The sequence below is a fragment of the Streptomyces sp. Ru72 genome (assembly GCF_002920635.1).
Classification (GTDB): Bacteria; Actinomycetota; Actinomycetes; order Streptomycetales; family Streptomycetaceae; genus Streptomyces.
Genome location: NZ_PQSR01000118.1, coordinates 1 through 24783 on the forward strand (window position 1 = coordinate 1; position 24783 = coordinate 24783).

At 72.2% G+C, this 24783-nt stretch carries 21 protein-coding genes; 8 read left to right on the forward strand and 13 right to left on the reverse strand.

Features of this window, described 5'->3' with window-relative positions:
- Positions 1-322: 322 nt before the first annotated feature.
- From C3488_RS34025 to C3488_RS34040, 4 genes are read right to left on the reverse strand one after another with little or no spacing between them, the layout of a single operon-like run.
- Positions 323-1360, reverse strand: a complete 1038-nt coding sequence (locus C3488_RS34025) for a Gfo/Idh/MocA family protein (protein WP_103844749.1) — start codon at positions 1358-1360, stop codon at positions 323-325.
- A 3-nt stretch (positions 1361-1363) separates the two neighbouring features.
- Positions 1364-2383: a Gfo/Idh/MocA family oxidoreductase gene (locus C3488_RS34030; RefSeq protein ID WP_103844750.1), complete on the reverse strand. Its 1020-nt coding sequence runs from the start codon at positions 2381-2383 to the stop codon at positions 1364-1366.
- 55 nt (positions 2384-2438) lie between these two features.
- Positions 2439-3200 carry an SDR family oxidoreductase gene (locus C3488_RS34035; RefSeq protein ID WP_103844751.1) on the reverse strand — a complete coding sequence of 254 codons (762 nt, stop codon included), beginning with the start codon at positions 3198-3200 and terminating at the stop codon, positions 2439-2441.
- A gap of 11 nt (positions 3201-3211) precedes the next feature.
- Entirely contained in the window at positions 3212-4375 is a 1164-nt protein-coding gene (locus C3488_RS34040) for a phytanoyl-CoA dioxygenase family protein (protein WP_103844752.1), read from the reverse strand.
- A 138-nt stretch (positions 4376-4513) separates the two neighbouring features.
- Here C3488_RS34040 and C3488_RS34045 point away from each other — a divergent pair, with 138 nt between their 5' ends.
- Positions 4514-5551: a LacI family DNA-binding transcriptional regulator gene (locus tag C3488_RS34045; RefSeq protein WP_103844753.1), complete on the forward strand. Its 1038-nt coding sequence runs from the start codon at positions 4514-4516 to the stop codon at positions 5549-5551.
- 162 nt (positions 5552-5713) lie between these two features.
- The gene (locus C3488_RS34050) at positions 5714-6139 is read left to right on the forward strand and encodes a hypothetical protein (RefSeq protein ID WP_103844754.1); all 426 of its coding nucleotides are present in this window, start codon (positions 5714-5716) and stop codon (positions 6137-6139) included.
- A 74-nt stretch (positions 6140-6213) separates the two neighbouring features.
- Here C3488_RS34050 and C3488_RS34055 read toward each other — a convergent pair whose 3' ends face one another.
- Positions 6214-8667: a tetratricopeptide repeat protein gene (locus tag C3488_RS34055; protein WP_103844755.1), complete on the reverse strand. Its 2454-nt coding sequence runs from the start codon at positions 8665-8667 to the stop codon at positions 6214-6216.
- Positions 8668-8844: 177 nt separating this feature from the next.
- Between C3488_RS34055 and C3488_RS34060 the strand changes: the two genes are divergently transcribed.
- The 5 genes from C3488_RS34060 (at position 8845) to C3488_RS34080 (ending at position 14209) form a co-directional block, all read left to right on the forward strand.
- Entirely contained in the window at positions 8845-9300 is a 456-nt protein-coding gene (locus C3488_RS34060; RefSeq protein ID WP_103844756.1) for a carboxymuconolactone decarboxylase family protein, read from the forward strand.
- A 170-nt stretch (positions 9301-9470) separates the two neighbouring features.
- Positions 9471-9866, forward strand: coding sequence for an iron chaperone (locus C3488_RS34065; RefSeq protein ID WP_219822360.1), 396 nt, complete (start codon positions 9471-9473; stop codon positions 9864-9866).
- Between the two features lie 98 nt (positions 9867-9964).
- Positions 9965-10852, forward strand: coding sequence for an oxygenase MpaB family protein (locus tag C3488_RS34070; protein ID WP_103844757.1), 888 nt, complete (start codon positions 9965-9967; stop codon positions 10850-10852).
- A gap of 58 nt (positions 10853-10910) precedes the next feature.
- Positions 10911-12506 carry an NAD(P)/FAD-dependent oxidoreductase gene (locus tag C3488_RS34075; protein WP_103844758.1) on the forward strand — a complete coding sequence of 532 codons (1596 nt, stop codon included), beginning with the start codon at positions 10911-10913 and terminating at the stop codon, positions 12504-12506.
- Between the two features lie 206 nt (positions 12507-12712).
- The gene (locus tag C3488_RS34080; protein WP_103844759.1) at positions 12713-14209 is read left to right on the forward strand and encodes an acyl-CoA synthetase; all 1497 of its coding nucleotides are present in this window, start codon (positions 12713-12715) and stop codon (positions 14207-14209) included.
- 7 nt (positions 14210-14216) lie between these two features.
- Here the strand turns inward: C3488_RS34080 and paaK are convergent, their stop codons facing one another.
- Positions 14217-15512 carry a phenylacetate--CoA ligase PaaK gene (paaK, locus tag C3488_RS34085; RefSeq protein ID WP_103844760.1) on the reverse strand — a complete coding sequence of 432 codons (1296 nt, stop codon included), beginning with the start codon at positions 15510-15512 and terminating at the stop codon, positions 14217-14219.
- 159 nt (positions 15513-15671) lie between these two features.
- Between paaK and C3488_RS34090 the strand changes: the two genes are divergently transcribed.
- Positions 15672-16508 (forward strand): alpha/beta fold hydrolase, encoded by an 837-nt coding sequence (locus C3488_RS34090; RefSeq protein WP_103844761.1) that lies wholly within the window; start codon positions 15672-15674, stop codon positions 16506-16508.
- Between the two features lie 27 nt (positions 16509-16535).
- On the opposite strand, the gene C3488_RS34095 is transcribed toward C3488_RS34090, so the two are convergent.
- The 7 genes from C3488_RS34095 to C3488_RS34125 form a co-directional block, all read right to left on the reverse strand.
- Positions 16536-17129, reverse strand: a complete 594-nt coding sequence (locus C3488_RS34095) for an ATP/GTP-binding protein (protein ID WP_103844762.1) — start codon at positions 17127-17129, stop codon at positions 16536-16538.
- The gene (locus tag C3488_RS34100) at positions 17110-17484 is read right to left on the reverse strand and encodes a DUF742 domain-containing protein (RefSeq protein WP_103844763.1); all 375 of its coding nucleotides are present in this window, start codon (positions 17482-17484) and stop codon (positions 17110-17112) included. Before C3488_RS34100 ends, C3488_RS34095 begins: the two co-directional genes overlap by 20 nt.
- Positions 17477-17908: a roadblock/LC7 domain-containing protein gene (locus C3488_RS34105; RefSeq protein WP_103844764.1), complete on the reverse strand. Its 432-nt coding sequence runs from the start codon at positions 17906-17908 to the stop codon at positions 17477-17479. Before C3488_RS34105 ends, C3488_RS34100 begins: the two co-directional genes overlap by 8 nt.
- Positions 17909-17922: 14 nt before the next feature.
- The gene (locus tag C3488_RS34110; RefSeq protein WP_103844765.1) at positions 17923-20685 is read right to left on the reverse strand and encodes a nitrate- and nitrite sensing domain-containing protein; all 2763 of its coding nucleotides are present in this window, start codon (positions 20683-20685) and stop codon (positions 17923-17925) included.
- Between the two features lie 240 nt (positions 20686-20925).
- A complete protein-coding gene (locus tag C3488_RS34115) occupies positions 20926-22110 on the reverse strand; it encodes an NAD(P)/FAD-dependent oxidoreductase (RefSeq protein WP_103844766.1) in 1185 nt (394 codons plus the stop codon).
- Positions 22111-22177: 67 nt separating this feature from the next.
- Entirely contained in the window at positions 22178-23716 is a 1539-nt protein-coding gene (locus C3488_RS34120; protein ID WP_103844767.1) for an amino acid adenylation domain-containing protein, read from the reverse strand.
- On the reverse strand, positions 23713-24783 hold a 1071-nt coding region (locus C3488_RS34125), incomplete at its 5' end, for a ketoacyl-synthetase C-terminal extension domain-containing protein (RefSeq protein WP_258053829.1). The genes C3488_RS34125 and C3488_RS34120, both read right to left, overlap by 4 nt.

Here is a 24783-nt window from a genome sequence, read left to right on the forward strand (position 1 = left end):
GGCATGAACGGACTCTCCGTCCGCCCTGGCACGCATCTCGCCGCCATCGCCGCCCCGCACCACTGACGGGCCGCACGCCCGCCCACTGACCCCACCCCCCGCCGAGATGGCCCCATTTCACTCCTTCCAAGAGAATTGTCTGGAAGTACGAGTTCCGGTTTCTGGCCCCGCTATGGCGACGCACGCCTCATGACCTGCGCTGTACCAAAGTGCCAACTATTTCGCTGACTCTGCGGCTCCGATTGCCGAAGCTACTTGGTATCAGTGCAGGTCGTGAACGTGGCCTGGTGCCAACTAGCGAGCCCGGTCACAGCCGGGCACGTCAGCTGCGCGGCCGGGGCGTGAACCCGGCCTTCTCATAGGCGGTGTCGATGAGCCGCATCGTCGCCAGCGCGTCGTCCGCGTCCAGCGGAGTGAGAGGAGGGTACCCGCCGACGGAGTCCGGGGGAGGCAGCGGCTGTCCGCCCCGCACCCGGGCCGCGAACGCCTCGAGCTGGTAGGTGTACGAGGACGTGCGTCCCAGCTCCTCCGTCCGTTCGCCGCTGTCCGTGCGCACCACGACCCGGTCGTCCTGGTGCGGCAGCACGAAGTCGAGCGCCACGGCCTCGCCCCGGGTGCCGACCAGCCGGCACGTCGCCTGCCAGGCGCCGTGCACCATGGAGCAGCGCGCGGTTCCGGTGGCGCCGCCGGGGAAGGCCAGCTCCGCGTCCAGCCAGGCGTCGACGCCCGGAGCCTGCGGCCGTTCCCCACCGCGCGCCGAGACCACCTCGGGGGCGCCGCCGGCCCACGGTGCGAGCATCCGCTGGGCGTGCAGGGCATAGCAGCCCAGGTCCATCACGGCGCCGCCGGCCAGCGCGAGCGACCAGCGCACGTCGTCCTTTGGCGGCGGGGGCATGGCCACCACGGTCTCCACGTGCCGCAGTTCGCCGAGTTCCCCGGTGGCGAGCAGTTCGTGCAGCCGCCGGGTGACGGGGTGGAAGAGGTAGTGGAAGCCCTCCATGAACACCGTGCCCGCCGTCGACGCGGCGTCGCGCACCTCGGCCGCCTCCTCGGCGTTGCTCGCCGACGGCTTCTCGCTCAGCACATGCTTGCCCGCCTTCAGCGCCGCCAGGTTCCAGGGGCCGTGCAGACCGTTGGCGAGCGGGTTGTAGACGACGTCGACCTCGGGGTCGGAGACGAGATCGGCGTACGAGCCGACGACCCGCTCCACGCCGTGGGCATCGGCGAACGCCTGTGCCCGGTTCCGGTCACGGGCGGCCACCGCGACCAGACGGTGTCCGCCCGCGCGGGCCGGGGCCACGAGCGCGAACTCGGTGATGCGGGCCGCTCCCAGCAGCCCGATCCGCAGCGATTCGCCCATGCCTCACTTCACCTCGTCCATCCCGTGGCGCACCTCGTCCATCCGCACCGGCCGGTGCTCGGCCAGCGACAGCGTGCAGGCTTCGGCGACCCAGCTCGCCTCGATGGCGTCGGCCACCGTACACGGTGAGGGCCTCGTGCCCGCCACCACCTCGGTGAAGGCGGCGAGTTCGGCGCGGTAGGCGTCCGTGAAGCGGTCCATGAAGAAGTGGTGCGGGGTTCCGCCCGGGAAGGTGGCGCCCGGTTCGACGGACCGCAGTGGCAGCTTGTCCTCCAGGCCCACGGCGATGCTGTCCTTCATGCCGTGCAGCTCCAGACGTACGTCGTAGCCGCGCGCGTTGTGCCGGGAGTTGGAGATCACGGCGAGGGTGCCGTCGTCCAGGGTGAGGAGTGCGGAGGCGGTGTCGACGTCACCGGCGGCGGCGATGTACTCCGCGCCGCGGTTGCCGCCGGCCGCGTACACCTCGGTGACCTCCCGCCCGGTCACCCAGCGCACGATGTCGAAGTCGTGCACGGAGCAGTCACGGAAGATGCCCCCGGAGACCGCGATGTACGCCTCCGGCGGCGGCGCCGGGTCCAGGGTCGTGGAGCGCACGGTGTGCAGCGGGCCGAGCTCACCGGCGAGGACCGCCTCGCGCGCGGCGACACAGCCCGCGTCGAAACGCCGGTTGTACCCGATGTGCACCTCGACGCCGCTGTCCCGCACGGCGCGCAGCACGCGCAGGCTCTCCTCGACGGTCTTCGCCACCGGCTTCTCGCAGAAGACGGGGACGCCCGCCTCGACGGCGGCGAGGATCAGCGCCGGGTGGGCGTCCGTGGCCGCGGCGATCACGACGCCGTCGACGCCGGCGGCGAACAGCGCCTCGGGAGAGTCGACCGCCTTCGCCCCGAAGCGCTCCGCCGCCGACGCGGTGGCCGCGGTCACGGGGTCGGTCACCACCAGGGAGTCCACCGTGTCCAGCGCGGCGAGGGTGGCGGCGTGGAAGGCGCCGATCCGTCCGAGGCCCAGGATGCCGATACGCATGAGAAGTTGCTCCAATGAACGATGTGCGACAGCCGACGGGATGAGGGCTGAGAATTCAGTCGAGTCCGCCGAAGACGATCTGGTCCCAGTCGATCACCGAACCGGTCACCACGCCGCTGCGGTCGGAGAGCAGGAAGACGGCGAAGTCGGCGATCTCGTCGACCTGCCCGAGCCTGCCCATCGGCACGGCCTCGGCCGCCTTCTCACGCCAGTCGTCCCCGGCGCCGTGGAAGGCGCGCTGGATCGCGTCCTCGCCCTCGGTGTCCGTCCAGCCGATGTTCAGACCGTTGATCCGGATGCGGTCCCAGCGGTGTGCGTGCGCGGCGTTGCGGGTGAGCCCCATCAGACCGGCCTTGGCGGCGACGTACGGGGCGAGGAACGGCTGCCCGCCGTGGGCCGAGGAAGTGATGATGTTGACGATGGTGCCGGGCGCCCCGCGGTCCACCATGTTCCGCACGGCCGCCTGCATCGCGAAGAACGGCGCCCGCAGATTGATCGCGATGTGCGCGTCGAAGAGTTCCGGCGTGGTGTCGAGCAGCGAACCCCGCGAGGTGAGCCCGGCCGCGTTCACCAGGCAGTCGATCCTGCCGCACAGGGCCACGACCTGTTCCACGCTGCTGCGCGCCTCGGCCGGATCCGCGAGGTCCGCCCGTACGAAGACGGCGCCGGTCTCCTTCGCGAACTCCTCGCCTGCGTCGGCCCGGCGCCCGGTGAAGACCACGCGCGCCCCTTCCCGCAGGGCCGCCCGGACGACACCGGCGCCGACACCCTGGCTCCCGCCGTTGACGAGGACGACCTTGTCCTGAAGCAGTCCCATGTGTTTCCCTCTCAGATCCGCCGGCGCTCGGCGCCCGCGCGCAGTTCCTGCCGCAGCCGCTCCGGGCTCCAGTCCTCGGTCACGGCCCGCCACACCATGTCCGCCTGCGAGGGCGGTGCCAGCCCGTCGACCGGCGGGTCCAGATCCAGATTGGTCGGGAACGGATAGCCCTCGGCGCAGGCGGCGACCACCCGGCGCAGCCAGTCCTCGTCGGCGCCCTCGGCCTTGCGCCTCAGCAGCACCGGATACACCGCGTTCGACACCGCCTCGCGGTCGACGCTCTCCATGGCGCGGCCGAAGGCGGAGGAGATCTGCAGCAGGTTCGCCATCCGCCGGATGTCCGCGGAGCGGTTGTGCCCGGCGGCGTGGAAGAGCGCGGGGTTGAAGAAGACCGCGTCGCCCTTCTGAAGGGGCAGCTGGACGTGGTGCTCGTCGAAGTACGCGACGAACTCCGGTCGCCGCCAGGCCAGATAGCCGGGCTCGTACTTCTGCGAGTGCGGCAGGTACAGCGTGGGTCCCGACTCCACGGGCATGTCGCAGTGCGCCACCGCGCCCTGCAGGGTGAGCACGGGGGAGAGCCGGTGGACGTGGGCCGGGTAGCGGGCCGCCTGCTCCTGACCCAGGAACCCGAGGTGATAGTCGCGGTGCACGCTCTGCGCCGCGCCGCCCGGGTTGACCTGGTTGATCTGCGAGGTGATCTGGTAGCCGGGGCCGAGCCAGGCCCCCGCGATCAGCGCCAGCATGTCGTTGCCGTAGTAGTCGGCGAACGTCACCGGATCGTGGGCGGCCATCTTGTCGAGCGCGTTCCACACCCGGTCGTTGGCGCCGGGCTCGGCGAAGTGGTCACCGCGGGCGGTGCCCGCCGCGCGTTCCCGCTCGATCAATGCGGTGAAGACGGCGCTCGCACGGTCCACCACGTCGAGGTCGGGGAACGCGCGCTTGAGCACCACGATCCCGGGCCCGTCCAGCAGGGCACGCACCCACTCCGTCCGTACCTGCTCCGGCCCGGCGGCCCGCAGCCTGTCGCTGTCGTACACGAGGACGTTCTGGTCGATCCCGTCGGCGAGCGGGTATGCGGCCGGATCGGTGCGCTCGTCGACCAGGGAGCGGAAGGCGTCGAGGTCGCAGTCCTCCTCGCGCAGCCAGATCCCGGGTCCGGCGGTGGTGAGAGCCATCGCGGAGTCCCTTCGCAGTGCCGTCGTTTCGGCCAGTCTTGTGAACCCGGGACCTTCAATCAACAATCAGGGGGCCATCAAAAATCCATCATCACAGCCATCCAACCTCCACCGCCTCCTCCACTTCCGGGAACAGCCATGGGACACCCGTACACGATCCGCGAGATCGCCCGGCAGGCCGGACTGAGCCAGGCCACCGTCGACCGAGTCCTCAACCACCGGGGCGGAGTACGGGAGAGCACGGCGCGCGAGGTGCACCAGGCGATCAGGGACCTGGACCGGCAGCGGACGCAGGTCCGCATCGGCGGCCGCACCTTCATGATCGACATAGTGATGCAGACCCCGGCCCGGTTCTCCACCGCGGTGCGCGACGCCCTGGAGGCCGAACTGCCCTCACTGCACCCGGCGGTCGTCCGCTCCCGCTTCCACTTCCGCGAGACCTGCCCGCCCGCGGAACTCGTCCGCGTCCTCGACCGGATCGCCCGGCGTGGCACCCAGGGGGTGATCCTCAAGGCCCCGGACCTGCCCGAGATCACCGGCGCCGTAGGCCGGCTGGTCGCGGCCGGGATCCCCGTGGTCACCCTGGTGACGGACCTGCCGGGCAGTGCACGCCGCGCCTACGTCGGCATCGACAACCGCGCCGCGGGAGCCACCGCCGCGTACCTCGTCGACCAGTGGCTGGGGGACCGCCCGGGCCATGTGCTGGTCACCATCAGCCGGGGCTTCTTCCGTGGCGAGGAGGAACGCGAGATGGGTTTCCGCGGCGCGCTGCGGATGACCTGCCCCGACCGCACCGTGGTCGAGGTCACCGACAGCGACGGCCTGGACGCCACCCAGCGGGAGCTGGTCCTGGCCGCGCTGGAACAGGACCCGGACATCAACGCCGTCTACTCCATCGGCGGCGGCAACGCGGCGACCGTCGAGGCATTCGCCGCACTCGGCCGCGTACCGGCCGTCTTCGTCGCGCACGACCTCGACCGTGACAACACCCGTCTGCTGCGGGAGCGCCGCGTCTCCGCCGTACTCCACCACGACCTGCGCCAGGACATGCGCCGCGCCTGCCAGACGGTCATGCGGGCACACGGGGCCCTGCCCGAGGAGGGACCCGGTCTTCCGTCGCCGATCCAGGTGGTCACGCCGTTCAACCTGCCGCCCGAGGTGGCGACCGAGGGATGAGGAGCCAGGACGCACCTCAGAACTGGCATCCGACGCCATAGCGCTCAAAGAACACGTAACATCCAGATCGGAAATCGATCAACTTCCGCGGTCATCCGCTCAGTTGGAGACTTCTCCAACGCCTCGACCAAGGGTGACCGCGTAAGGGGGAAGGAAGAAACCGTGCAGTCATCCACTCTCCGGCGACGCCTCGCCGGAACGGCGGCCACCGCTCTCCTGGTCGGTGCGGGCGTCCTGGCGGGCGCGCCCTCGGCGGCGGCGAAGGCCAACCTGCTGGCCATCGACAAGGTGTCGCTCCATGCTCCGGGCCTGCAGGTGAAGGTCACCTACTCCTGCGACGTCGGCATGGACCACCAGCTCGTGGCCAACGCGACGACGCTCCGCGGCACCCGCGACGAGTCGATCGCCGCGGGGACCATCAAGAAGGACAAGCTCGTCTGCGACTACGACAGCCACATCGCGCAGGTCGCCCTGCGCCCGGCCGCGGGTTCGCACTTCGAGAAGGGGGACAAGGTCAAGGTCACCGTCTTCTACTTCGACAACGACGGGTTCAGCTACGCCAACCAGGAGACCGTCGCCGTTCTGTAAGACGGCCTTCGCCCCGGCAGGCGGCACACGGGTACCACCCGGGAAACCGGCTCGGCCTGTCGTCCGCCGGGGCTCTAAGCCCGGGGGCCGACCCCGCCAAGGAGTGCCTGCCCCGCCGCACGGTGCTCGGCGGCCCTCGCCGGATCCGTCGCGTCGAGCACGGTCGCGATGCCCTCGTGGGCCAGCACCTCCTCGGGCCGGTTCCCCAGTCTTGGGGCCAGCTCCAGCGCCTGGCGGTGCAGCCGCAGGGCCTCCTCGGGGAGGCCCGCGAGCCGGCAGGTCTCGGCATAGCCGTTGAGGAAATGGATCTTCCAGTGCTCCTCGAACAGCTCCTCGAGCAGTGCGAACGCCTCCTTGTGGCAGGCCAGCGCCTCCTCGTACCGGCCCATCTGCCGCAGTGCCACGCCCAGGCAGTTCAGGCACCACGCCTGGTTGTGCAGGTGCCCGTCGTCGCGGGCCACCGCCAGCGCACGGCGCAGATGCTCCACCGCCTCGTCGGGTTCCTCGCGGGCGATGGCCACGCCGAGCGTGATCCGGGCCGTCAGAGCGGGCGGCCACGCGGGATCCGTGTGCGGGAGGCCCAGCACCTCCCGTGACCGCTGCGCCGCCTCCTCACGGTGCCCCAGCTGCAGCATCGCCCACGCTTCCGCCGCGGCCGCGTCGGCGGCGCCCGCCGGGCACCCGGCCTGCTCGTACAACTTCCCTGCCAGCCGGAAGAGTTCGAGCGGCTCCTCGACGTGCCCGGTGTCCCAGCTGAGATAGCCGCGGCGCAGGGCCAGCTCGGCTTCCGCACGCCCGTCCCCCGCCCGGGACACCAGGGCTCCGGCCGCCTCGTACGCGGCTGACGCCTCCGCCAGCCGGCCCGCGTTGTAGCGCGCGAAGCCCAGATCGCTGTGAGCCTCGGCCAGTTGGAGCGGGTCGCCGAGGCGCTCGGCCGCGGCAAGCGACCTCTCGAAGAGGACGTTGAGATGTGTCGTGCCGCAGCGGCGTGCGAAGTAGGCCCGCAGGAACCGCGGCAGCTCGCACACGTGCGGGTCGGCCCCGATGGCGGCCGCCGTCTCGAAGGCGGCGATCAGGTTGGCGTACTCCGTGACGAACCAGGCGAAGGCCGCGTTCTTGTCCGCGAACCGCGGCAGCTCGGCCGGTGGCCGGCCCGCGGAGGCGGCCCGTCCGGGCGACAGGAACGGCATCGCGGCGTCCGCCGCGGCCGCGGCGTGCACGTAGTAGTCCAGCACCCGGCCGAGGGCCCGCTCGCGATCGGCCTTGGAGCCGTGCTCCGCCGCGGCCCGGCGCGCGTACTGGTGCACCAGGTCGTGCAGCCGGTAGCGGCCCGTCACCGGCTGCTGGACGAGGTGCGCGTCGAGCAGGTCCTCCAGCATCTCCTGCGCGGTGTGCAGCGGTACGTCCGCCAGCGCCGCCGCCACGTACTCGTCGAAGGACTCCCCGGGCAGCAGGCCCAGCAGCCGGAACAGGCGGGCGTGGGACCGTTTCAGCTGCCGTACCGACATGGCGAGGGCGGCGTCGAACTCGCTCGCGCCCTGGGCCAGCCGCTGGACGAGGACGCCCGCGGTCCAGCCGGGCCGGTGCCGCAGCCGTGCCCCGGCCAGCCGCAGGGCGAGCGGCAGATGGCCGCACAGCCGCAGCACCTCGGCGGCGGACTCCGGGTCGCGGGCCAGCCGGCCGTCGCGCCCGCCGGGCTCGCCGCTGGCGCGGGCCAGCAGCTCCGCGCTCTCCTGCGGGCTCAGCACGTCGAGCGAGACCGGAGGCACCTCGTCCAGCCCGAGCAGCCGGTTGCGGCTCGTGACGAGGGCCACGGAGGGGCCGGCCCCCGGCAGCAGCGGGCGCACCTGCTCGGCGTCGGCGGCGTTGTCGAGGACCACGACGACCCGTCGGTGGGCCAGCTCCGACCGCCAGCAGGCGGCCAGTTGCTCGAGGCCCTCCTGCGGGACCCGCTCGGACGGGACGTCGAGCGCGCCGAGCAGCATGCGCAGTGCGGAGTCGGGGTCGAGCGGGGGCCGGCCCTCGGTGAACCCGTGCAGGTCCACGTAGAGCTGCGCGTCCGGGAAGCCGGCGGCGAGCCGGTGCGCGGCGTGCACCGCGAGGCAGGTCTTGCCGACGCCCGCCATGCCGTCGACACAGACGGCCCGATGGCTCTCCACCGCGGCGAACACGGCGGCCAGCTGCTCCTCGCGTCCGGTGAAGTCGGGCACGTCGCGCGGCAGGTCGTTGCGGGGCCGCGGCCGGCCCTGGCGGGTGCTTTTCGGGGGCGCCGGCAGCGGGTTGGAGGTCCGCTCCCACAGGGGACGCAGGGGGCGCGGGTCGCGCTTGACGAGACGGCACAGGGCGACCACCGCGGGCCACGGCGGCACGGTCTGACCGTTGAGGTAGCGCGAGAGCGACGAGGAGCTGAGGCCGCTGTCCCGCGCGAGGGCCCGTACGCCGCGTCCGGACCGTTCCTGCAGCAGGCGCAGCCGGGCCGCCAGCTCCTCCTGCGGGTCGTTCGCCGCCGCCCGTTCCTGTACGTCCACCGTTCCCCCGCCTTCCGTCCCATGGCGGCAGAAGTCTCGCCGGGCAAGTCACCGCAGGTCAAGGGTGTTTCAGGTGTCCCACGGCGTCCCACCTCCATGGTCGTGGCGCGCCGTGAGGGCTGTCATGGAGTCACGCCCCGACGACAGCGGGGCGCCGGATCGAAACGAGGAGCAGACATGCAGTCGCGCATGCAGAACCCCGCCGTCGTGCTGTCCGACGCCATGCAGCCCATTCAGCAGCTCTTCAAGGCCGTGCACTCCGGTGGCGTGGACGGGCAGACGCTGGAGCTGGTGCATCTGCGGGTCAGCCAGATCAACGGTTGCAGCGCCTGTGTCGACGGCGGCGCGAAGACCGCCCGCAAGGCCGGGGTGAGCGACGAGCGCCTGGCCACGGTCGCCGCATGGAGGGAGGCCCCGTACTTCACCGAGGAGGAGCGGGCGGCGCTCGCGCTGGCCGAGGCCGCGACGCGGCTGGCCGACCGTCCCGACGCGGTGAGCGACGAGGTCTGGGACGCCGCCGCCACCTACTTCGACGAGAAGCAGCTGGCCGCGATCATCCTGATGATCGGCGTCACCAACCTGTTCAACCGGCTCAACGCCACGACCCGCCAGATCGCCGGCGCGTGGGGATGACCGTCCGGCACTCGAAGAACCGTCGCTGCCGGACCCGGCCGGCATGAAGATGTACCCATCCATCCGTACACGGGGAGGAACTCGCTGTGACGCGTACGCAGAAGCCCGCCGAGAGCATCGCCACGACCGACACCGCGGCCGAGGGATTCACGGACGAGGAACGAGCCGCGATGAAGGAGCGCGCCAAGGAGCTGAGGACGTCCTCGCGCCGCGGGGCGAAGGCCGCCAAGGCGGCGGAGGACGAGGCCGCCGTGCTCGCGAGGATCGCCGAGATGCAGGAGTCGGACCGGGTCATGGCCGAACGGATCCACGCCGTCGTCAAGGAGAGCGCACCGGAGCTCGCCCCGAAGCTCTGGTACGGGATGCCGGCGTACGCCCTGGACGGCAAGGTCGTCTGCTTCTTCCAGAGCGCGGAGAAGTTCAAGTCCCGCTATGCGACGTTCGGCTTCAGTGACAAGGCCAACCTCGATGACGGCACCATGTGGCCGGCTTCCTACGCCCTGAAGCAGCTGACAGCCGCCGACGAGGCGAGGATCGGCGCACTCGTGAAGCAGGCGGTGCACTGAGGCCCGGGGCCTGTCGTCCGGATCAGGCCGGCCGTGCTGACATGTCGGCACGGCCGGCCCGGTCGCCGAGCCGGCGTACCGCGGGGGACGGTGGGTTGATGGAGCCCGGCGGACGAGGTCACACTGGCCGCGTGGACGCGGATCCGGGGTTCTACGGGCCCTCCTCGGTGACCTGGCAGATGCACGCCGACCCGATGATGTGGGTCGCCGGCATCCGCGCGCTCTACCTCCAGGCCCTGCACCCGCCCACCGTGCGCGGTGTCCTGCAGAACTCGGACTTCCGCCGCGACGCCTGGGGCCGGCTGATGCGCACCGCGAACTTCGTCGGGACGACGACGTACGGCACCACCGAGGCCGCCGAGCGGCTCGCGGCGCGGGTGCGGAAGATCCACGGCATGCTCGGCGCCACGGACCCCGTCACCGGCGAGCGGTACGCGGTCGACGAGCCCGGGTTGCTGCTGTGGGTGCACTGTGCCGAGATCGACTCCTACCTCCACGTCCTGCGCCGCTCGGGGTTCCGGCTCACCGAGGCGCAGGCCGACCGGTACGTCCGTGAGAACCGGGCCGCGGCCGTCCTCGTGGGGCTCGACCCCGAGAGGGTCCCCGCGGACCAGGCCGAGCTGGCCGCGTACTTCGAGAAGGTACGACCCGAACTCGCCGCCGGGCCCGAGGCCCTCGAGGTGGACGACTTCCTGCGGCGCCCGCCGGTCCACCCGCTGCTGGTCCCGGCGCGCGCCCTGCTGTGGCGGCGGGTGGCGAACCTGGCGTACGCCGCCCTGCCCCCGTACGCCCACGAACTCTACGGCCGCCCGGTCCCGAGCCCCGGGGTGGTCACCCGGCGGCTGCGCCTGACCGGCACCCTGCTGCGCCGCATCCCCGCACGCCTGCGCTGGCAACTGCCCCCGAAGCACGTTCTGCGCGCCATGGCCCGGCTCGGCCCCGGCGCACGGCCCGCACCGTACAAGGTCGGCGGGCACGTCGGCTGATCCGCCACCGCCCGGCCCGTCTCTGGCCGATCCGGATCTTCGCGTGCTACGAAGAAGCATGCCTGCACGCGAAGGACACGAGGGAAACCAGAGACACGAGGGGTACGACGCCGTGATCGTCGGCGGCGGCCACAACGGCCTCGTGGCCGCCGCCTATCTGGCCCGGGCCGGGCGGTCCGTGCTCGTGCTGGAGCGGCTGGACCACACCGGCGGCGCCGCCGTGTCCACGCGCCCGTTCGCCGGGGTCGACGCGCGGCTGTCGCGCTACTCCTACCTGGTCAGCCTGCTGCCCCGGAAGATCGTGCGGGACCTGGGGCTGGACTTCCGCGTGCGGGCGCGCACCGTCTCCTCGTACACCCCCGTCGAGCGCCACGGGCGCCCGACGGGGCTGCTCGTCGGCGGTGGCGAGCGGCGCACCCGGGAGGCGTTCGCCCGGCTCACCGGCTCCGACCGCGAGTTCGAGGCCTGGCAGCGCTTCTACGGCATGACCGGGCGGGTGGCCCAGCGGGTGTTCCCGACGCTCACCGAGCCGCTGCCCACCCGTGACGACCTGCGCCGCCGCATCGACGACGAGGAGGCGTGGCAGGCCCTGTTCGAGGAGCCGATCGGCGCCGCGATCGAGGCCCGCTTCACCGACGACCTGGTCCGCGGAGTCGTCCTCACCGACGCGCTCATCGGCACCTTCGCCGACGCCCACGACAGCTCCCTGAAGCAGAACCGCTGCTTCCTCTACCACGTCATCGGCGGCGGCACCGGCGCCTGGGACGTCCCCGTCGGCGGCATGGGCGCCCTGACCGACGCGCTCGCCACGGCCGCGCGCGCCGCCGGGGCGGTCGTCGCCACCGGACGCGAGGTGGTGCGGATCGACACCGACGGGCGCGCCGCCGAGGTCACCTACCGGAGCGCGGAGGGGCAGGGCACCGTCTCCGCACGGCACGTCCTGGTGAACGCCTCCCCGCAGGAGCTGGCCCGGCTCACCGGCGACACCCCGCCGGCCCCGGCCGAGGGTGCCCAGCTGAAGGTGAACATGCTGCTCACCCGGCTGCCCGCGCTGCGCGACACCGGCGTCGACCCGCGCGAGGCGTTCTCCGGCACCTTCCACATCGCCGAGGGATACGAGCAACTGGCCGCGGCCCACGCCCAGGCCGCCGCCGGTTCACTGCCCGCCGCGCCACCCTCCGAGATCTACTGCCACTCGCTCACCGACCCCACCATCCTCGGCCCCGACCTCGTCGAGCGCGGCTACCAGACCCTCACCCTCTTCGGCCTGCACACCCCCGCCCGGCTCTTCGAGGAGGACAACGAAGCCGTACGTGAGGAACTGCTGAAGTCGACGCTGGCGCAGCTGGACGCCCACCTCGCCGAGCCGGTGGAGAGCTGCCTGGCCACCGACGCGGACGGGCGCGCCTGCATCGAGGCCAGGTCCCCCCTCGACCTGGAGCGCGACCTGCGGCTGCCGGGCGGCAACATCTTCCACCGCGAACTGGCCTGGCCGTACGCGCAGGAAGGCACGGGCCGCTGGGGCGTGGAGACCCCGCACGCGAACGTCCTGCTGTGCGGCTCGGGCGCGGTGCGCGGCGGCGGCGTGAGCGGCGTGCCCGGGCACAACGCGGCGATGGCGGTGCTCGAGGACCTCGGGGAGGCGCTGCCGTGAACCGGAGCCGGAGCCGCTTGAAAACCTGACGGGTCATCAGAAGACCTCTTCCGTCCTCTGGGCCGCTGCGGCATCCTGCGCCCCTGCAGACGGAGCTGAGCAAGCGACTCGGGGCCGAGCACGCCCCCGCCCCGTGTGACGGCTGCTTGACCTGTCCCGCATGCCCGGCGAGGATCGCGCCAGGGCCGGACACGAAGGAGCGGGACATGACGGCGGGACGAAGCGTCACGGTCGACGGCACCCTGCGGCGCAGTGCCCGGCGCACCCCGGCGAGGGTGGCCATCCGCTACGCCGACCGGTCGTGGACCTACGCGGAACTCGACGACGCCGTCTCGCGCGCCGCCCGGGTGCTGCGGGAGGCCGGGCTCGCCCCCGGCGACCGGGTCGGCGCCCTGGGCCACAACTCCGACGCCTATCTGATCGCCTTCCTGGCCTGCGCCCGCGCCGGACTGGTGCACGTGCCGGTGAACCAGAACCTGACCGGCGACGACCTGGAGTACATCGTCGACCAGTCCGGCTGCTCCCTCGTCCTCACGGACCCCGACCTCGCGGGGAACCTCCCGCAGCGCGTGCGGCGGCTGCCGCTGCGCGACGCGGACGACTCGTTGCTCACGCGGCTGGCCGCCACCGAGCCGTACGACGGCGAGGAACCGCGCGCCGAGGACCTGGTGCAACTGCTGTACACCTCCGGCACGACCGCGCTGCCCAAGGGCGCGATGATGACGCACCGCGCCCTGGTGCACGAGTACCTGAGCGCGATCACCGCACTCGACCTGAGCGCGGGCGACCGGCCGGTGCACGCCCTGCCGCTCTACCACTCGGCGCAGATGCACGTCTTCCTGCTGCCCTATCTCGCCGTCGGCGCGGAGAACGTCATCCTGGACGCGCCCGACGGCGACCGGCTCTTCGACCTCATCGAGGCGGGCCGCGCCGACAGCCTGTTCGCGCCGCCCACGGTCTGGATCCGACTGGCCAACCGCCCCGACTTCGCCACCCGCGACCTCAGCGGCCTGCGCAAGGCCTACTACGGCGCCTCGATCATGCCGGTGCCCGTCCTGGAGCGACTGAAGGAGCGGCTGCCGAAGCTCGCGTTCTACAACTGCTTCGGGCAGAGCGAGATCGGCCCGCTCGCCACGGTCCTCGGGCCCTACGAGCACAAGGGACGCATGGACTCGTGCGGGCGTCCGGTGCTGTTCGTGGAGGCGAAGCTCGTCGACGAGTCCGGCAAGGACGTGCCCGACGGGGAACCGGGAGAGATCGTCTACCGGTCACCGCAACTGTGCGAGGGCTACTGGGAGAAGCCGGAGGAGAGTGCCGAGGCGTTCCGCGACGGCTGGTTCCACTCCGGGGACCTCGCCGTGCGGGACGCCGAGGGGTATTTCACCATCGTCGACCGGGTGAAGGACGTCATCAACTCCGGCGGTGTGCTGGTGGCTTCGCGGCAGGTCGAGGACGCCCTCTACACCCACGAACGGGTCGCCGAGGCAGCGGTGATCGGCCTGCCCGACGAGCGGTGGATCGAGGCGGTCACCGCGGTCGTCGTACCGCGCGGCGAGGTGACCGAGGCCGAACTGATCGACCACGTGCGCGAGAAGCTGCCACACTTCAAGGCGCCCAAGCGGGTGCTGTTCGTGGACGAGTTGCCGCGCAACGCGAGCGGGAAGATCCTCAAGCGGGAGCTGCGGGACCGGTTCGGGGGCTGACGAGCGGTCAGCGCGGCCGCAGGTCCACGATCCGCCTGATCTTGCCCACGGATCGCTCCAGGGACTCCGGTTCGACGATCTCGACCCCCACCGAGACACCGATCCCGTCCTTCACGGCCGCCGCGATGGCGAGCGCCGCCGTCTCACGCTGCTCCGGGGTGGCGCCGGGCCGGGCCTCGGCCCGCACGGTGAGCGCGTCGAGCCGGCCCTCGCGGGTGAGCCGGAGCTGGAAGTGCGGCGCCACGCCCGGGGTGCGCAGCACGATCTCCTCGATCTGCGTGGGGAAGAGGTTGACCCCGCGCAGGATGACCATGTCGTCGCTGCGCCCGGTGATCTTCTCGATGCGGCGGAAGACGCGCGCCGTGCCGGGCAGCAGCCGGGTGAGGTCCCGCGTCCGGTAGCGGATCACGGGCATGGCCTCCTTGGTGAGGGAGGTGAAGACCAGCTCGCCCTCCTCACCGTCCGGCAGTACCTCGCCGGTGACCGGATCGACGATCTCCGGGTAGAAGTGGTCCTCCCAGACGTGCAGGCCGTCCTTGGTCTCGACGCACTCCTGCGCCACACCCGGGCCGACGACCTCCGACAGCCCGTAGATGTCCACGGCGTCGATCGCGAGCCGCTCCTCGATCTCGCGCCGCATCTCCTCGGTCCACGGCTCGGCTCCGAAGATGCCGACGCGCAGGGAGGTGGTGCGCGGATCGACGCCCTGGCGCTCGAACTCGTCCAGCAGGGTGAGCATGTACGAGGGGGTGACCATGATGACCCCGGGCCGGAGGTCCTGGATCAGCTGCACCTGGCGGGCCGTCATGCCGCCGGAGGCGGGGATCACCGTACAGCCGAGGCGTTCGGCGCCGTAGTGCGCGCCGAGGCCACCGGTGAACAGGCCGTAGCCGTACGCCACATGGACCGTGTCGCCGGGCCGGCCGCCCGCCGCGCGGATGGACCGGGCCACCATGTCGGCCCACATCGACAGGTCGTTGTCGGTGTACCCGACGACCGTGGGACGTCCGGTGGTGCCGCTGGAGGCGTGGATGCGGCGGATCCGCTCCCTGGGCGCGGCGAACATGCCGTACGGGTAGTGCTCCCGGAGGTCCGCCTTCACGGTGAACGGGAACCGGGCGAGATCCGCGAGCGTACGGCAGTCCTCCGGCCGCACCCCCGCCTTGTCGAAGGACTCCCGGTAGAAGGGAACGTGCTCGTAGGCGTGTCGCAGCGAGGCCCGCAGCCGCTCCAGTTGCAGGGCCCGCAGCGCCTGGGCGTCGAGCCGTTCCCCCGCGTCCAGCAGACCCCGAGCGTGTGCCATGGGGACGCCTCCCTAGCAATCACAAGCAATCGTCACGAACCGGTCGACCGATCATTCGGTAGATGCCGAGGATCAGTAATCCAGCCCGCCCGGCCGGAGGCAAGAGCCAGGCCGTAACTTTCTTGCGGCGAAGCCCACCCCGCCCCGAAGATCAGCCACATGCCGACCTTCGACGCGTACGACGGGACCCGACTCGCCTACCACCTGCGCGGAGAGGGGGAACCGCTCGTCGTGCTGCCCGGTGGACCGATGCGGGCCTCCGCGTACCTCGGGGACCTCGGCGGGCTCGACGAACGGCGGCGGCTGGTACTGCTCGATCTGCGCGGGACCGGGCTCTCGGCCGTGCCGGCGGACCCGGACACGTACCGCTGCGACCGACTGGTCGACGACGTGGAGGCGCTGCGCGAGCACCTCGGCCTGGAACGCATGGACATCCTCGCGCACTCGGCGGGCGGCAGCCTGGCCCTGCTCCACGCTGCCCGGTACCCGGAGCGCGTCGCCCGGCTCGCCCTGATCACCGTCACACCCTGGGCGCTCGGGATGCCCGCCACGGCCGCGGACCGGCTCGAGGCGGCACGGTTGCGCGAGGGCGAGCCCTGGTACGAGGAGGCCTTCCCGGCGTTCGAGGCCTGGCTGAAGGGCGACGGCGACTTCGACCCGGTCTTCATACCCTTCTTCTACGGACGGTGGGACGCTGCGGCGCAGGAGCACGTCGCGGACCGGGCGGGGCAGGCCGACGACGCGGCGGCCGACGTCTTCCTCTCCGACGCGGCCTTCGACCCGCCCGCCACCCTGGCCGCGCTCGCCCGCCTCACCGCGCCCGTCCTCGTGTACGCGGGCGAACTCGACGGCGGTCCCCGGCCCGAACTCGCCCGCCGGGTCACCGAGTTCTTCCCGAGGGCCGAGTTCACGGTCCAGCCGGGAGCCGGGCACTACCCGTGGCTGGACGACCCCGAGCACTTCACCGCGCGGGTGGACACCTTCTTCGCGGGCTGAGCGGGCCCGAGCGAGTGGCCGCGGGCGTCAGCCGCCCATGGGGGTCAGACGGGCCGCCGCCCGGGCCCGGGCCGCCTCCAGGACCGCCAGCAGAACCGCCTTGCTGGAGTTGCGGTTCCGTACGTCGCACAGGAGCACCGGTGTGGACGGGTCCAGGTCCAGCGCCGCCCGCACCTGCTCTGCGGTGCAGTCCCGGCGCCCGTCGAAACAGTTGACGCCCACCGCGAACGGGATCTCCCGCGCCTCGAAGAAGTCGATCGAGGCGAACGAGGCGTCCAGGCGGCGGGTGTCGGCGAGGACCACCGCCGCGAGCGCGCCCGTCGCCAGGTCGTCCCACATGAACCAGAAGCGGTCCTGCCCTGGCGTGCCGAACAGGTACAGCACCAGCTCCGGGGCGATGGTGATGCGGCCGAAGTCCATGGCGACCGTCGTGGACGACTTGCCCTCCACACCGGTCAGGTCGTCGACCCCGAGGCTCGCCTCGGTCATGCGCTCCTCGGTCTCCAGTGGGGGCACCTCGCTCACCGAGCCCACCATGGTGGTCTTGCCCACGCCGAAACCGCCCGCGATGAGGATCTTCAGCGCGGTGGGCAGGACCGGCTCAGAGCTGACGGATACCATCCATCACCCTTTCGATGATTTCCACACTCGGCTGCTCGTCCTGCCCTGGCGGCGACTGGACGATGATGAGCGAGGCGTTGAGCAGATCCCCGCACAGGATCTTCACCACGCTCACCGGCAGGTCCAGGTGCGCGGCGATCTCTGCGACCGCCACCGCGCGGTCCCGGCACAGCTCGAGGATCTGGACCGACTCCGGCTCCAGGTACTCGTACTCCGACTCGGCCTGGGACCGCGAGACGACCAGCGTGATCAGTGTGAACGTGTACTGACTGTGGCGGGTGCGCCCGCCCGTGATGGCGTACGGCCGTAAATGACGCCCGGCCTCCGCACCGTCGAGCCACCGCGGTTCACGCATCCTGAATAAGACCGCCGGACGGTGTCTGGACGCGAGGCGCGGCGCTCATGTACTGGCCGACCTGCTTGACGAGCGTGCCCATCTCGAAGGCCATCATCCCCACATCCACTTCCTCCGAGGCGATCGCGGCCAGCCGGGCGCCCCTGCCCGCGGCCGTGACGAACAGGAACGCCCTCTCCATCTGGATGACCGTCTGCTGGACCTCCCCACCGTGGAAGTGGCGCGCGGCGCCCCGGGCCAGGCTGTGCATGCCCGAGCCCACCGCCGACAGGTGCTCGGCGTCGTCACGGCGCAGGTCCTTCGACTTGCCGATGAGGAGGCCGTCCCCGGACAGCACGATGGCGCAGCGGATCTCCGGGATCCGGTCCACCAGGCCGTCGAGGAGCCAGTCCAGCTGCGGCCCGGGATGTACCTGCTCAGTCATTGCTCAACGTTCCCTCACAGTCGATTGGCACCGGGGTCCCCCGGATCCTGCGGTCGGCCCTCCGCGCCGGCCGGCCCGTCCGGATCGGACATCCGGGCCCGCTTCAGCCCCTGCTGAATGGCGATCATCGCGCGCGCCGACGCTTCCGGGGAGACGACGCCGTTGTCCTCTTCACCCTCGGATCGGCCCTGGCTTTGTGCTGCCTCCCTGCGCAGCTGCTGCGCGAGGCTGGCTCCCCGGGTCCGCTGTGGCAGCACCGGGGGCGTCGTCAGCGGGCGCGCCGCGTCGGGCGCGGACGCCCCGGCGGGCGCGGTTCGCCCCGTGCCGGGCTCGCGTCCGAGCGGGGGCCCGGCTTGGGGCCGGTGCCGACCCGGCGGGGGTCCGGCCTGCGGTCGGTGCTGCTCGGGCTGTGGCCCGGCCTGCGACCGGCCGTAGCCGGTCGCAGGCCGGGAGTACTGGGCCGGCTGCCCGGGGTACTCGACCGACGGCCCGGCGTACTCGGACGCCGGCCCGCCGTACCCGGCCGGCTGCCCGGTGTACCCGGGCCCGGCCTCGGAAGCCGTCGCCCGTGGGGCCGGGGCCGCCTGCTGGGGCGTGGCCCACCGGTCCGGCTCGGAAGGGGGTACCGGGTGTTCCGACACGGGCGGCAACAGACCTGCACCTCCGTACTCGGGAAAGCCGCTGTGGTCCGCGATGCGGGAGTGCGTGAGCACGTCCGCTCCCACGACCACCGGCGCGGTCACGCTTCCGGCGGCTCCCACGGCCGCGCCCGCGAGCACCCTGTCCTCGGCCCGGGGCTCGCTCTGCAGCGCGTTGCCGGCCGAGGCCGCCGACCTGAGCTGGTCGAGGACCGGCGACTGGAGTTCCTCCAGCAGCTCCGAGGGCAGCAGGACGACGACGAGTGTGCCGCCGTAGACGGAGTCGCGCAGCTCCACCTTGATCTTGTGCCGCTCGGCGAGCCGGGCGACCACGAAGTGGCCGAGACGCGGGTCCTCGCCCAGGGACGTCATGTCCAGCTTCGGCGGATGGGCGAGCAGCTCGTTGGCGTATGCCATCTTGTCGGGCGGCATGCCGAGTCCGTGGTCCTCGACATGGATGGCCAGCCCCTTGGCCACCTTGGTGGCGCTGACGAACACCTGGGTGTCCGGTGGGGAGAAGCTCGTGCCGTTCTCGATCAGCTCGGCGAGCAGGTGCGTGACGTCCGCGACGGCCCGGCCCGCCAGGGCGACACGCCGCTCCGCGGGCAGGTTCTTCACCTTCACACGCGTGTACTGCTCGGTCTCCGCGACCGCACTGCGCATCACGTCGGTGATGGAGACGGGCGCGGTCATCCGGCGGCTCCGCGGGGAGCCGCTGAGGATCACCAGGTTCTCCGCGTGCCGTCGCACGCGGGTCGCGAGGTGGTCGACCTTGAAGATGTCCTTCAGCAGGTCGGAGTCCTCGTGCTTGCGCTCCAGGTCGTCCAGGAGCGAGATCAGACGGTGGATCAGGATCTGGGTGCGCCGGATCAGCTGTGCGAAGACCTTCTCGGTGCCCTCGCGGCCCCTCGACTGACGCAGCGCGGTGTCCGCGGCGACCCGGCCCAGCCGGTCGATGGCCACGGCCAGCCGTTCCAGCTCGTCGCCGGCCTGGCGATCCTGCGGGCCGAGGACGGCCACGTCCACGTGCTCGCCGCGCTCGATACGGGCCAGCAACTGGGGGAGCGCACGGGACAGTTCCTCGGCCCGCGCCTCGAGTTCCGACACCCGGCCGAGCGTCGCGCGCCGGGCGCGCAACGCGAGTACCGCGCCGCCGGCCAGTGCGGCCAGGGTGGCGGCGGTGCCCAGAAGCATGCCCAGCAGCAGCTCGTCGGCCCGGTCCGAGGCGTCGTCCGCGAGCCCCCGCACGGAGTCCGCGCCCAGCGACTGCAGATCGCCGAGGACACCGCTCGCGGTGTCCGGCCATGTCGACGCCTTCGAAGGCAGCGACGTGCCCTGGGCGGACGCCAAGGAGTCGCCGAGCGTGCCCAGCGTCGTCCACTGCGCGCCGTCGGTGATCTGCGTGTAGCCGGCGGCCGCCCCCGCGGGCAGGTCACGGGCGGTCAAGCCCGCGCTGAACTCCCGCTGGAGCGCCAGGTACTCCGCGAACTGGGCGCGGGCCGTCGCCGGTATGCGCCCGGAGGGCAGGGCACCGGACAGCAGGGCGTCCTGGCGCGAGAGCATCTCCGTGATCTGCACCAGGGAGACCGTCGCGGTGCCGCCCCGCGCGAGGGACCCGTTGTCGCTGCGGACGGCGGCGGTCACCAGCGACACGCCCTGGGCGATGCTGTCGGTGAAGTACTGGAAGGCGTCGGCGGTGGACAGGGAGCGGGCGTCGATCGCCTGACGGCGGTCGGCCAGCGCGGTCAGCGCGTCGTCGAGCGACTTCGCCCGGCGTCGCAGCGTCGAGGAGTCCAGGCCGGAGGAGCCGCGGTAGGCGGTGAGGGCCGCGTCGGTCCTCTTGCGGGCGGCCTCGAGATCACTGCGCGCGGCGCCGGTGCGGCTCGCCTGCCAGACGGCGGTCAGACGGCGCTCGTTCTGCAGGGCGGAGAGCACCGCCTGGGCAGGCCGGGCGGCCGACGTGTCGTGGTCCGCGTCGGCCTGCAACTGGACGTGCTCGTCGACGAGACCGGCCGCCGTGTACCCCCACAGTCCGGTCAGGCAGACGGCGGGCACGACGAAGGGCAGGACGAACGAGAATCGGAGAGATCTGCGCGGGGCGGACCGATGACGCGTCCGCCGGTCGCGGGTGCCTGGCATCTGATTCCTCGTACGGCAGCGAAGCACTGGTTCGGTTGGGACGGTGCGAGTGCCGGATTGCGCCCGGCGCGGCGACTTGACCTCACCGTCATCGGAGTCGGCGATCAGGCTGAACCGTATCAGGATCATGGCGCAGCGTCAGCTTCCGCTTAGGGCAACTAACCGCTTTCATACGTGAGTTGCCAGGTGCGTTCACCGAATTGGCTGCTGTCGCCGTCCGGGCGGATGCGGGGGGACATATCACAGCAGAGCCAGAAGTTTCGGGGTGTAGAGGGCGCCCGCCGTCTCGATTCCGGCCACCATGTCGAAATAGATCGCGGTCAGTTCCGCATCCCTCTGTACGGCGCGCAGCAGGGACAGTCGCTGTTCGTGCGGTGTGAGTTGAGCCACGCCGAGCGTGGACTCGTAGCCCGGGGTGAGTACTTCGTCCCGTTCCTTGGCGAAATCCCGCAGAGCGGCGTCGAGTCCGTCCGGGTCGCCGCCGAGCCGGCCCTCCAGCCTGCGGGCCAGCGCATCGGCCTGGAGGAAGGCGTCGCTGATCCCGCGCGCGGTGATGGAGTCCTTGTGGTGCCCCGCGTCGCCCACCAGGACCCAGCCGGGCCCGGCGGCCTGCCGGAAGAAGTTCTGCTGGTCACCGGTGCCGCGCAGCCGCTCCAGGGGCTCCTTGCCCGCGAGCCGCTCGTACAGGCCGGGCGCGGTGGTGCGGATCTGTTCCAGGTAGGCCCGCCGGGCGTCGGTGCGTATCTCCTCGAAGCGGGACTGCGGGAAGTAGGCGAGGACCAGCGTCGCCGCGTCGTTGGTGGCCACGGCCGCCACCCAGCTGCCCGGCCGCTCGTACAGCTCCAGGGTGGCCGGGACGTCCGCCCAGTACGTGTAGTAGGCGCAGGTCAGCCGCGGGTCCTCCACGGTGTACGGCGCCTGGGCGAGGCGGGCGACGGTGGAACGCATACCGTCCGCGCCGATCACCAGATGTGCGCGTTCGGTGAAGGAATGTTCCCCCCGACGTCCCTTCACCCCCACGACCCGCCCGCTGGAGTCGCGCAGCAGTCCGGTCACCCGGCAGTGGTGGCGCACCTCGACGCCCGCCGCGGCCGCCGCTTCCACGAGGAGGGCGTCCAGGACATGGCGGCGCGGTGCGAACGCCGCCCGCTGCCCTTCCACGCCCCGGGCGCACCCTTCCAGGCGGATGTCGGCGACCTCGTAGACCACGCGGTCCAAGGGCGGGCACCCCGAGGCGCGCAGTGCGTCCAGCAGCCCCCAGCGGGCGAGCGTCGCCACCCCGGGCTGGTGGATGAGATGGGTGGAGAGGGTGTCCGTGCCGGAGGGCGCCTTGTCGAGCAGGACCACCCGGTACCCCGCGCGGGCGAGCAGCATGGCGGTGGGCGCACCGGCGCAACGGGCGCCTACCACGATGGCGTCGTACATCTGGGTTGCCTCACAACAGACGTCGGGGAAGGGGGTGTTGCGGTGACGTGACCCGAAGCGGCGTGCTTCAGCGGGAGCGTCCGAGGTCGTCGAGCAGGGCCCGCCGGTCGATCTTGCCATTGGCGTTCAGCGGCAGTTGATCGAGGACGGCGATGCGGCGGGGCAGCATGTACGGCGGCAGCCGCTCGCCCAGCGCCTCGAACAGCCCGTCGGGCGTGCAGCCGTCGCCGCTGACCGCGGCATGGAGCTCCGGCTCGCCGTCGGGCGCGGGCATCGCGAGGACGACCGCGTCCCGTACCCCTGGCTGCTGCCGCACCATGGCCTCGATCTCCCCGAGTTCGATCCGGTGCCCGCGGATCTTCACCTGCTGGTCGGTGCGGCCGAGGTGGACCAGTTGCCCGTCGCGCATCGCGACCCGGTCCCCGGTGCGGTACCAGTGCCGGTCGGTGAGCGGCTCGTCGGCGCCGGGCCGGCCGTCCGGGTCCAGGAAGCGTCCGGAGTTGTTCGCCGGGTCCAGGTAGCCGGGGAACCGCAACGGCCCGCGCACGCACAGCTCTCCGCTGTCCGCGGGCCGGCCGTCCTCGTCGATCAGCAGCAGGTCGAGGACCGGATACCCGGTGCCGATCGGAGCGGTGCCGTTCGGGGTGTCGGGCCACGACGCCGGATCGTCCGGGAACCGGTACGCCGTGCAGGAGATGGTGAGTTCGGTCGGCCCGTACAGCACCTCCAGACGGCTGCCGGGCGCGGCGGCCCGCCACTGACGGGCCGCGTCCAGGGTGAGTGGTTCGCCGCCGAAGACGCTCCACCGCAGGGTGGGCATGCTGCCGGGTTTCAGGGTGCCGAGGCGGGAGGCGAAGGAGACCAGCGACGGCACCGAGAACCAGTGGGTCAGGCGCAGGGAGTTGACGGTCTTCACCGGGGACAGCAGCTGGCTGCGGCGCGGCACCACGAGGGTGCCGCCGCCCGCCCAGGCGACGAACAGATCGTGCACGGAGCCGTCGAAGGTCAGCTCGAAGCACTGCGACAGCCGGCTGCCGGGTGCGATGTCGTACCGCGGCGCGACCTGGGCGAGGTAGGTCGCGATGTTGCGGTGCGGGACAGGCACGCCCTTGGGGGTGCCGGTCGACCCGGACGTGAAGATGATGTACGCGATGTCGTCGGGGCCGGTCGCCGGATACGGCAGTTCGGGTGCGGGCCCCTTCGACAGGGCCGCCTGCTCGTCGGGCCCCACGGTGAGGACGGGCACCCCCTGGTCGGTACCCGCCCCGGCGGTGTCGGCCAGCACGACCTCCACCTCGGCGGCCTTCACGATCTCGGCCGTGCGGGCCGAGGGATGCTCGGGGTTGAGGGGGACGACGGTCGCGCCGGCCCGCAGGATCGCGAGATACCCGGCGTACGCGGTCACCGAACGGCTCGCCAGCAGGCCCACGCGGCGCGGCGGGTTGCCGCCCGCCGCGAGGACCAGCCGGGCGGCCAGCCGTTCCGCCAGGTCGCGCAACTGCGCATAGGTGAGCCGGTCCTCGTCCACCTCCAGCGCGACGGCGTCCTCGCCGTAGGTGTCGGCGGAGCGGGCGAACCAGGCGTACGCGGTCTCCGGGTGGCTCATCGGGCGGCCGCCTCCAGGTCGCGCGTCCACCGGCGCAGCTCGCCCACGGTGCGCAGCCTGCCGAACTCCTCGGGGTCGACCTCCTGGCTGGACCGCTTGGACAGCTCGACGATGATCCGCAGCTTGGCCAGGGAGTCGATGCCGATGTCGGTGAGCGTGGACGCGTCGTCGAAGCCGGTGCGGGCGTGCTCGCGCAGCACCCAGGACGCCAGGTCCCCACCGTCGTCGTCGTGCTCCTCGCCCGGCCAGTACCGCTTGGTCTGCCACGGGTACGTGGGCAGCGGGACGAAGCGGCCCGGTTCGCCGAACACCGCCTCCCAGTCCACGTCCTCGCCCCTCCGGTAGCGCTCGGCGACGGCCGACAGCGGTCTGCCGCCCAGCCCCGGGGAGCCGGTCAGGCCGGCCACCAGCTCCTCGTGGCTCGCCCCGACGACCGCGAGCCGGTGCTCATGGTGCTGCCGACGGGTGGCCGCGCTGTAGCAGATGTCCCGCACGGAGTACGCGGCTCCCGCACCGCCCGGGGAGAGGTGGTCGGCGTACGACCGGGCGAGTGCCTCCAGGGCGGCGTCGCTGCGCGCCGAGAGCACCAGGACGTACGGCGTGGGGCGCGCGGCGCCCGCAGGCGCCAAACCTCGCGCGGTGCGGGGCGCGGCGGGTGCTTCGGCCGGGGCGGGGCTGCGGATCACCACGTGGGCGTTGAGCGCCGAGGAGCCCTGCCCGGAGACGCCGGCGACGACCGGCCGGCCCGTCTCGGGAAGGTCGACGAGCCCGGTCGGCACCACCAGCGGCAGCTCGTCCCAGGCCACCTCGGGGTTCGGCTTCGACAGGTGCAGGCTGGCGGGCACCTGCCCGTGCTCGAGGCAGAGCACCGCCTTGATCAGCCCGGCCAGGCCGCCGGCGGCCTCCGCATGCCCGATGTTCGTCTTGACCGAGCCGACGAGCAGCGGCCGGTCCGCCGGGCGCCCCTCGCCCAGGACCCGGCCCAGCGCGGTCAGTTCCAGGGGGTCCAGCGAGGGCGAGCCTGAGCCGTGCGCCTCGACGTAGTCGACGTCCGCCGGATCGAGCCC

Excerpts from the sequence above, each read along its gene's own strand:
- C3488_RS34030 (WP_103844750.1), bottom strand. The coding sequence starts at position 2,383 with ATGCGTATCGGCATCCTGGGCCTCGGACGGATCGGCGCCTTCCACGCC.
- C3488_RS34070 (WP_103844757.1), top strand. The coding sequence starts at position 9,965 with ATGGAGCCCGGCGGACGAGGTCACACTGGCCGCGTGGACGCGGATCCG.
- C3488_RS34105 (WP_103844764.1), bottom strand. The coding sequence starts at position 17,908 with ATGACTGAGCAGGTACATCCCGGGCCGCAGCTGGACTGGCTCCTCGAC.
- C3488_RS34095 (WP_103844762.1), bottom strand. The coding sequence starts at position 17,129 with ATGGTATCCGTCAGCTCTGAGCCGGTCCTGCCCACCGCGCTGAAGATC.
- C3488_RS34045 (WP_103844753.1), top strand. The coding sequence starts at position 4,514 with ATGGGACACCCGTACACGATCCGCGAGATCGCCCGGCAGGCCGGACTG.
- C3488_RS34100 (WP_103844763.1), bottom strand. The coding sequence starts at position 17,484 with ATGCGTGAACCGCGGTGGCTCGACGGTGCGGAGGCCGGGCGTCATTTA.
- C3488_RS34035 (WP_103844751.1), bottom strand. The coding sequence starts at position 3,200 with ATGGGACTGCTTCAGGACAAGGTCGTCCTCGTCAACGGCGGGAGCCAG.
- C3488_RS34090 (WP_103844761.1), top strand. The coding sequence starts at position 15,672 with ATGCCGACCTTCGACGCGTACGACGGGACCCGACTCGCCTACCACCTG.
- C3488_RS34115 (WP_103844766.1), bottom strand. The coding sequence starts at position 22,110 with ATGTACGACGCCATCGTGGTAGGCGCCCGTTGCGCCGGTGCGCCCACC.
- C3488_RS34075 (WP_103844758.1), top strand. The coding sequence starts at position 10,911 with ATGCCTGCACGCGAAGGACACGAGGGAAACCAGAGACACGAGGGGTAC.
- C3488_RS34025 (WP_103844749.1), bottom strand. The coding sequence starts at position 1,360 with ATGGGCGAATCGCTGCGGATCGGGCTGCTGGGAGCGGCCCGCATCACC.
- C3488_RS34065 (WP_219822360.1), top strand. The coding sequence starts at position 9,471 with ATGAAGGAGCGCGCCAAGGAGCTGAGGACGTCCTCGCGCCGCGGGGCG.
- C3488_RS34080 (WP_103844759.1), top strand. The coding sequence starts at position 12,713 with ATGACGGCGGGACGAAGCGTCACGGTCGACGGCACCCTGCGGCGCAGT.
- paaK (WP_103844760.1), bottom strand. The coding sequence starts at position 15,512 with ATGGCACACGCTCGGGGTCTGCTGGACGCGGGGGAACGGCTCGACGCC.
- C3488_RS34110 (WP_103844765.1), bottom strand. The coding sequence starts at position 20,685 with ATGCCAGGCACCCGCGACCGGCGGACGCGTCATCGGTCCGCCCCGCGC.
- C3488_RS34060 (WP_103844756.1), top strand. The coding sequence starts at position 8,845 with ATGCAGTCGCGCATGCAGAACCCCGCCGTCGTGCTGTCCGACGCCATG.
- C3488_RS34040 (WP_103844752.1), bottom strand. The coding sequence starts at position 4,375 with ATGGCTCTCACCACCGCCGGACCCGGGATCTGGCTGCGCGAGGAGGAC.
- C3488_RS34120 (WP_103844767.1), bottom strand. The coding sequence starts at position 23,716 with ATGAGCCACCCGGAGACCGCGTACGCCTGGTTCGCCCGCTCCGCCGAC.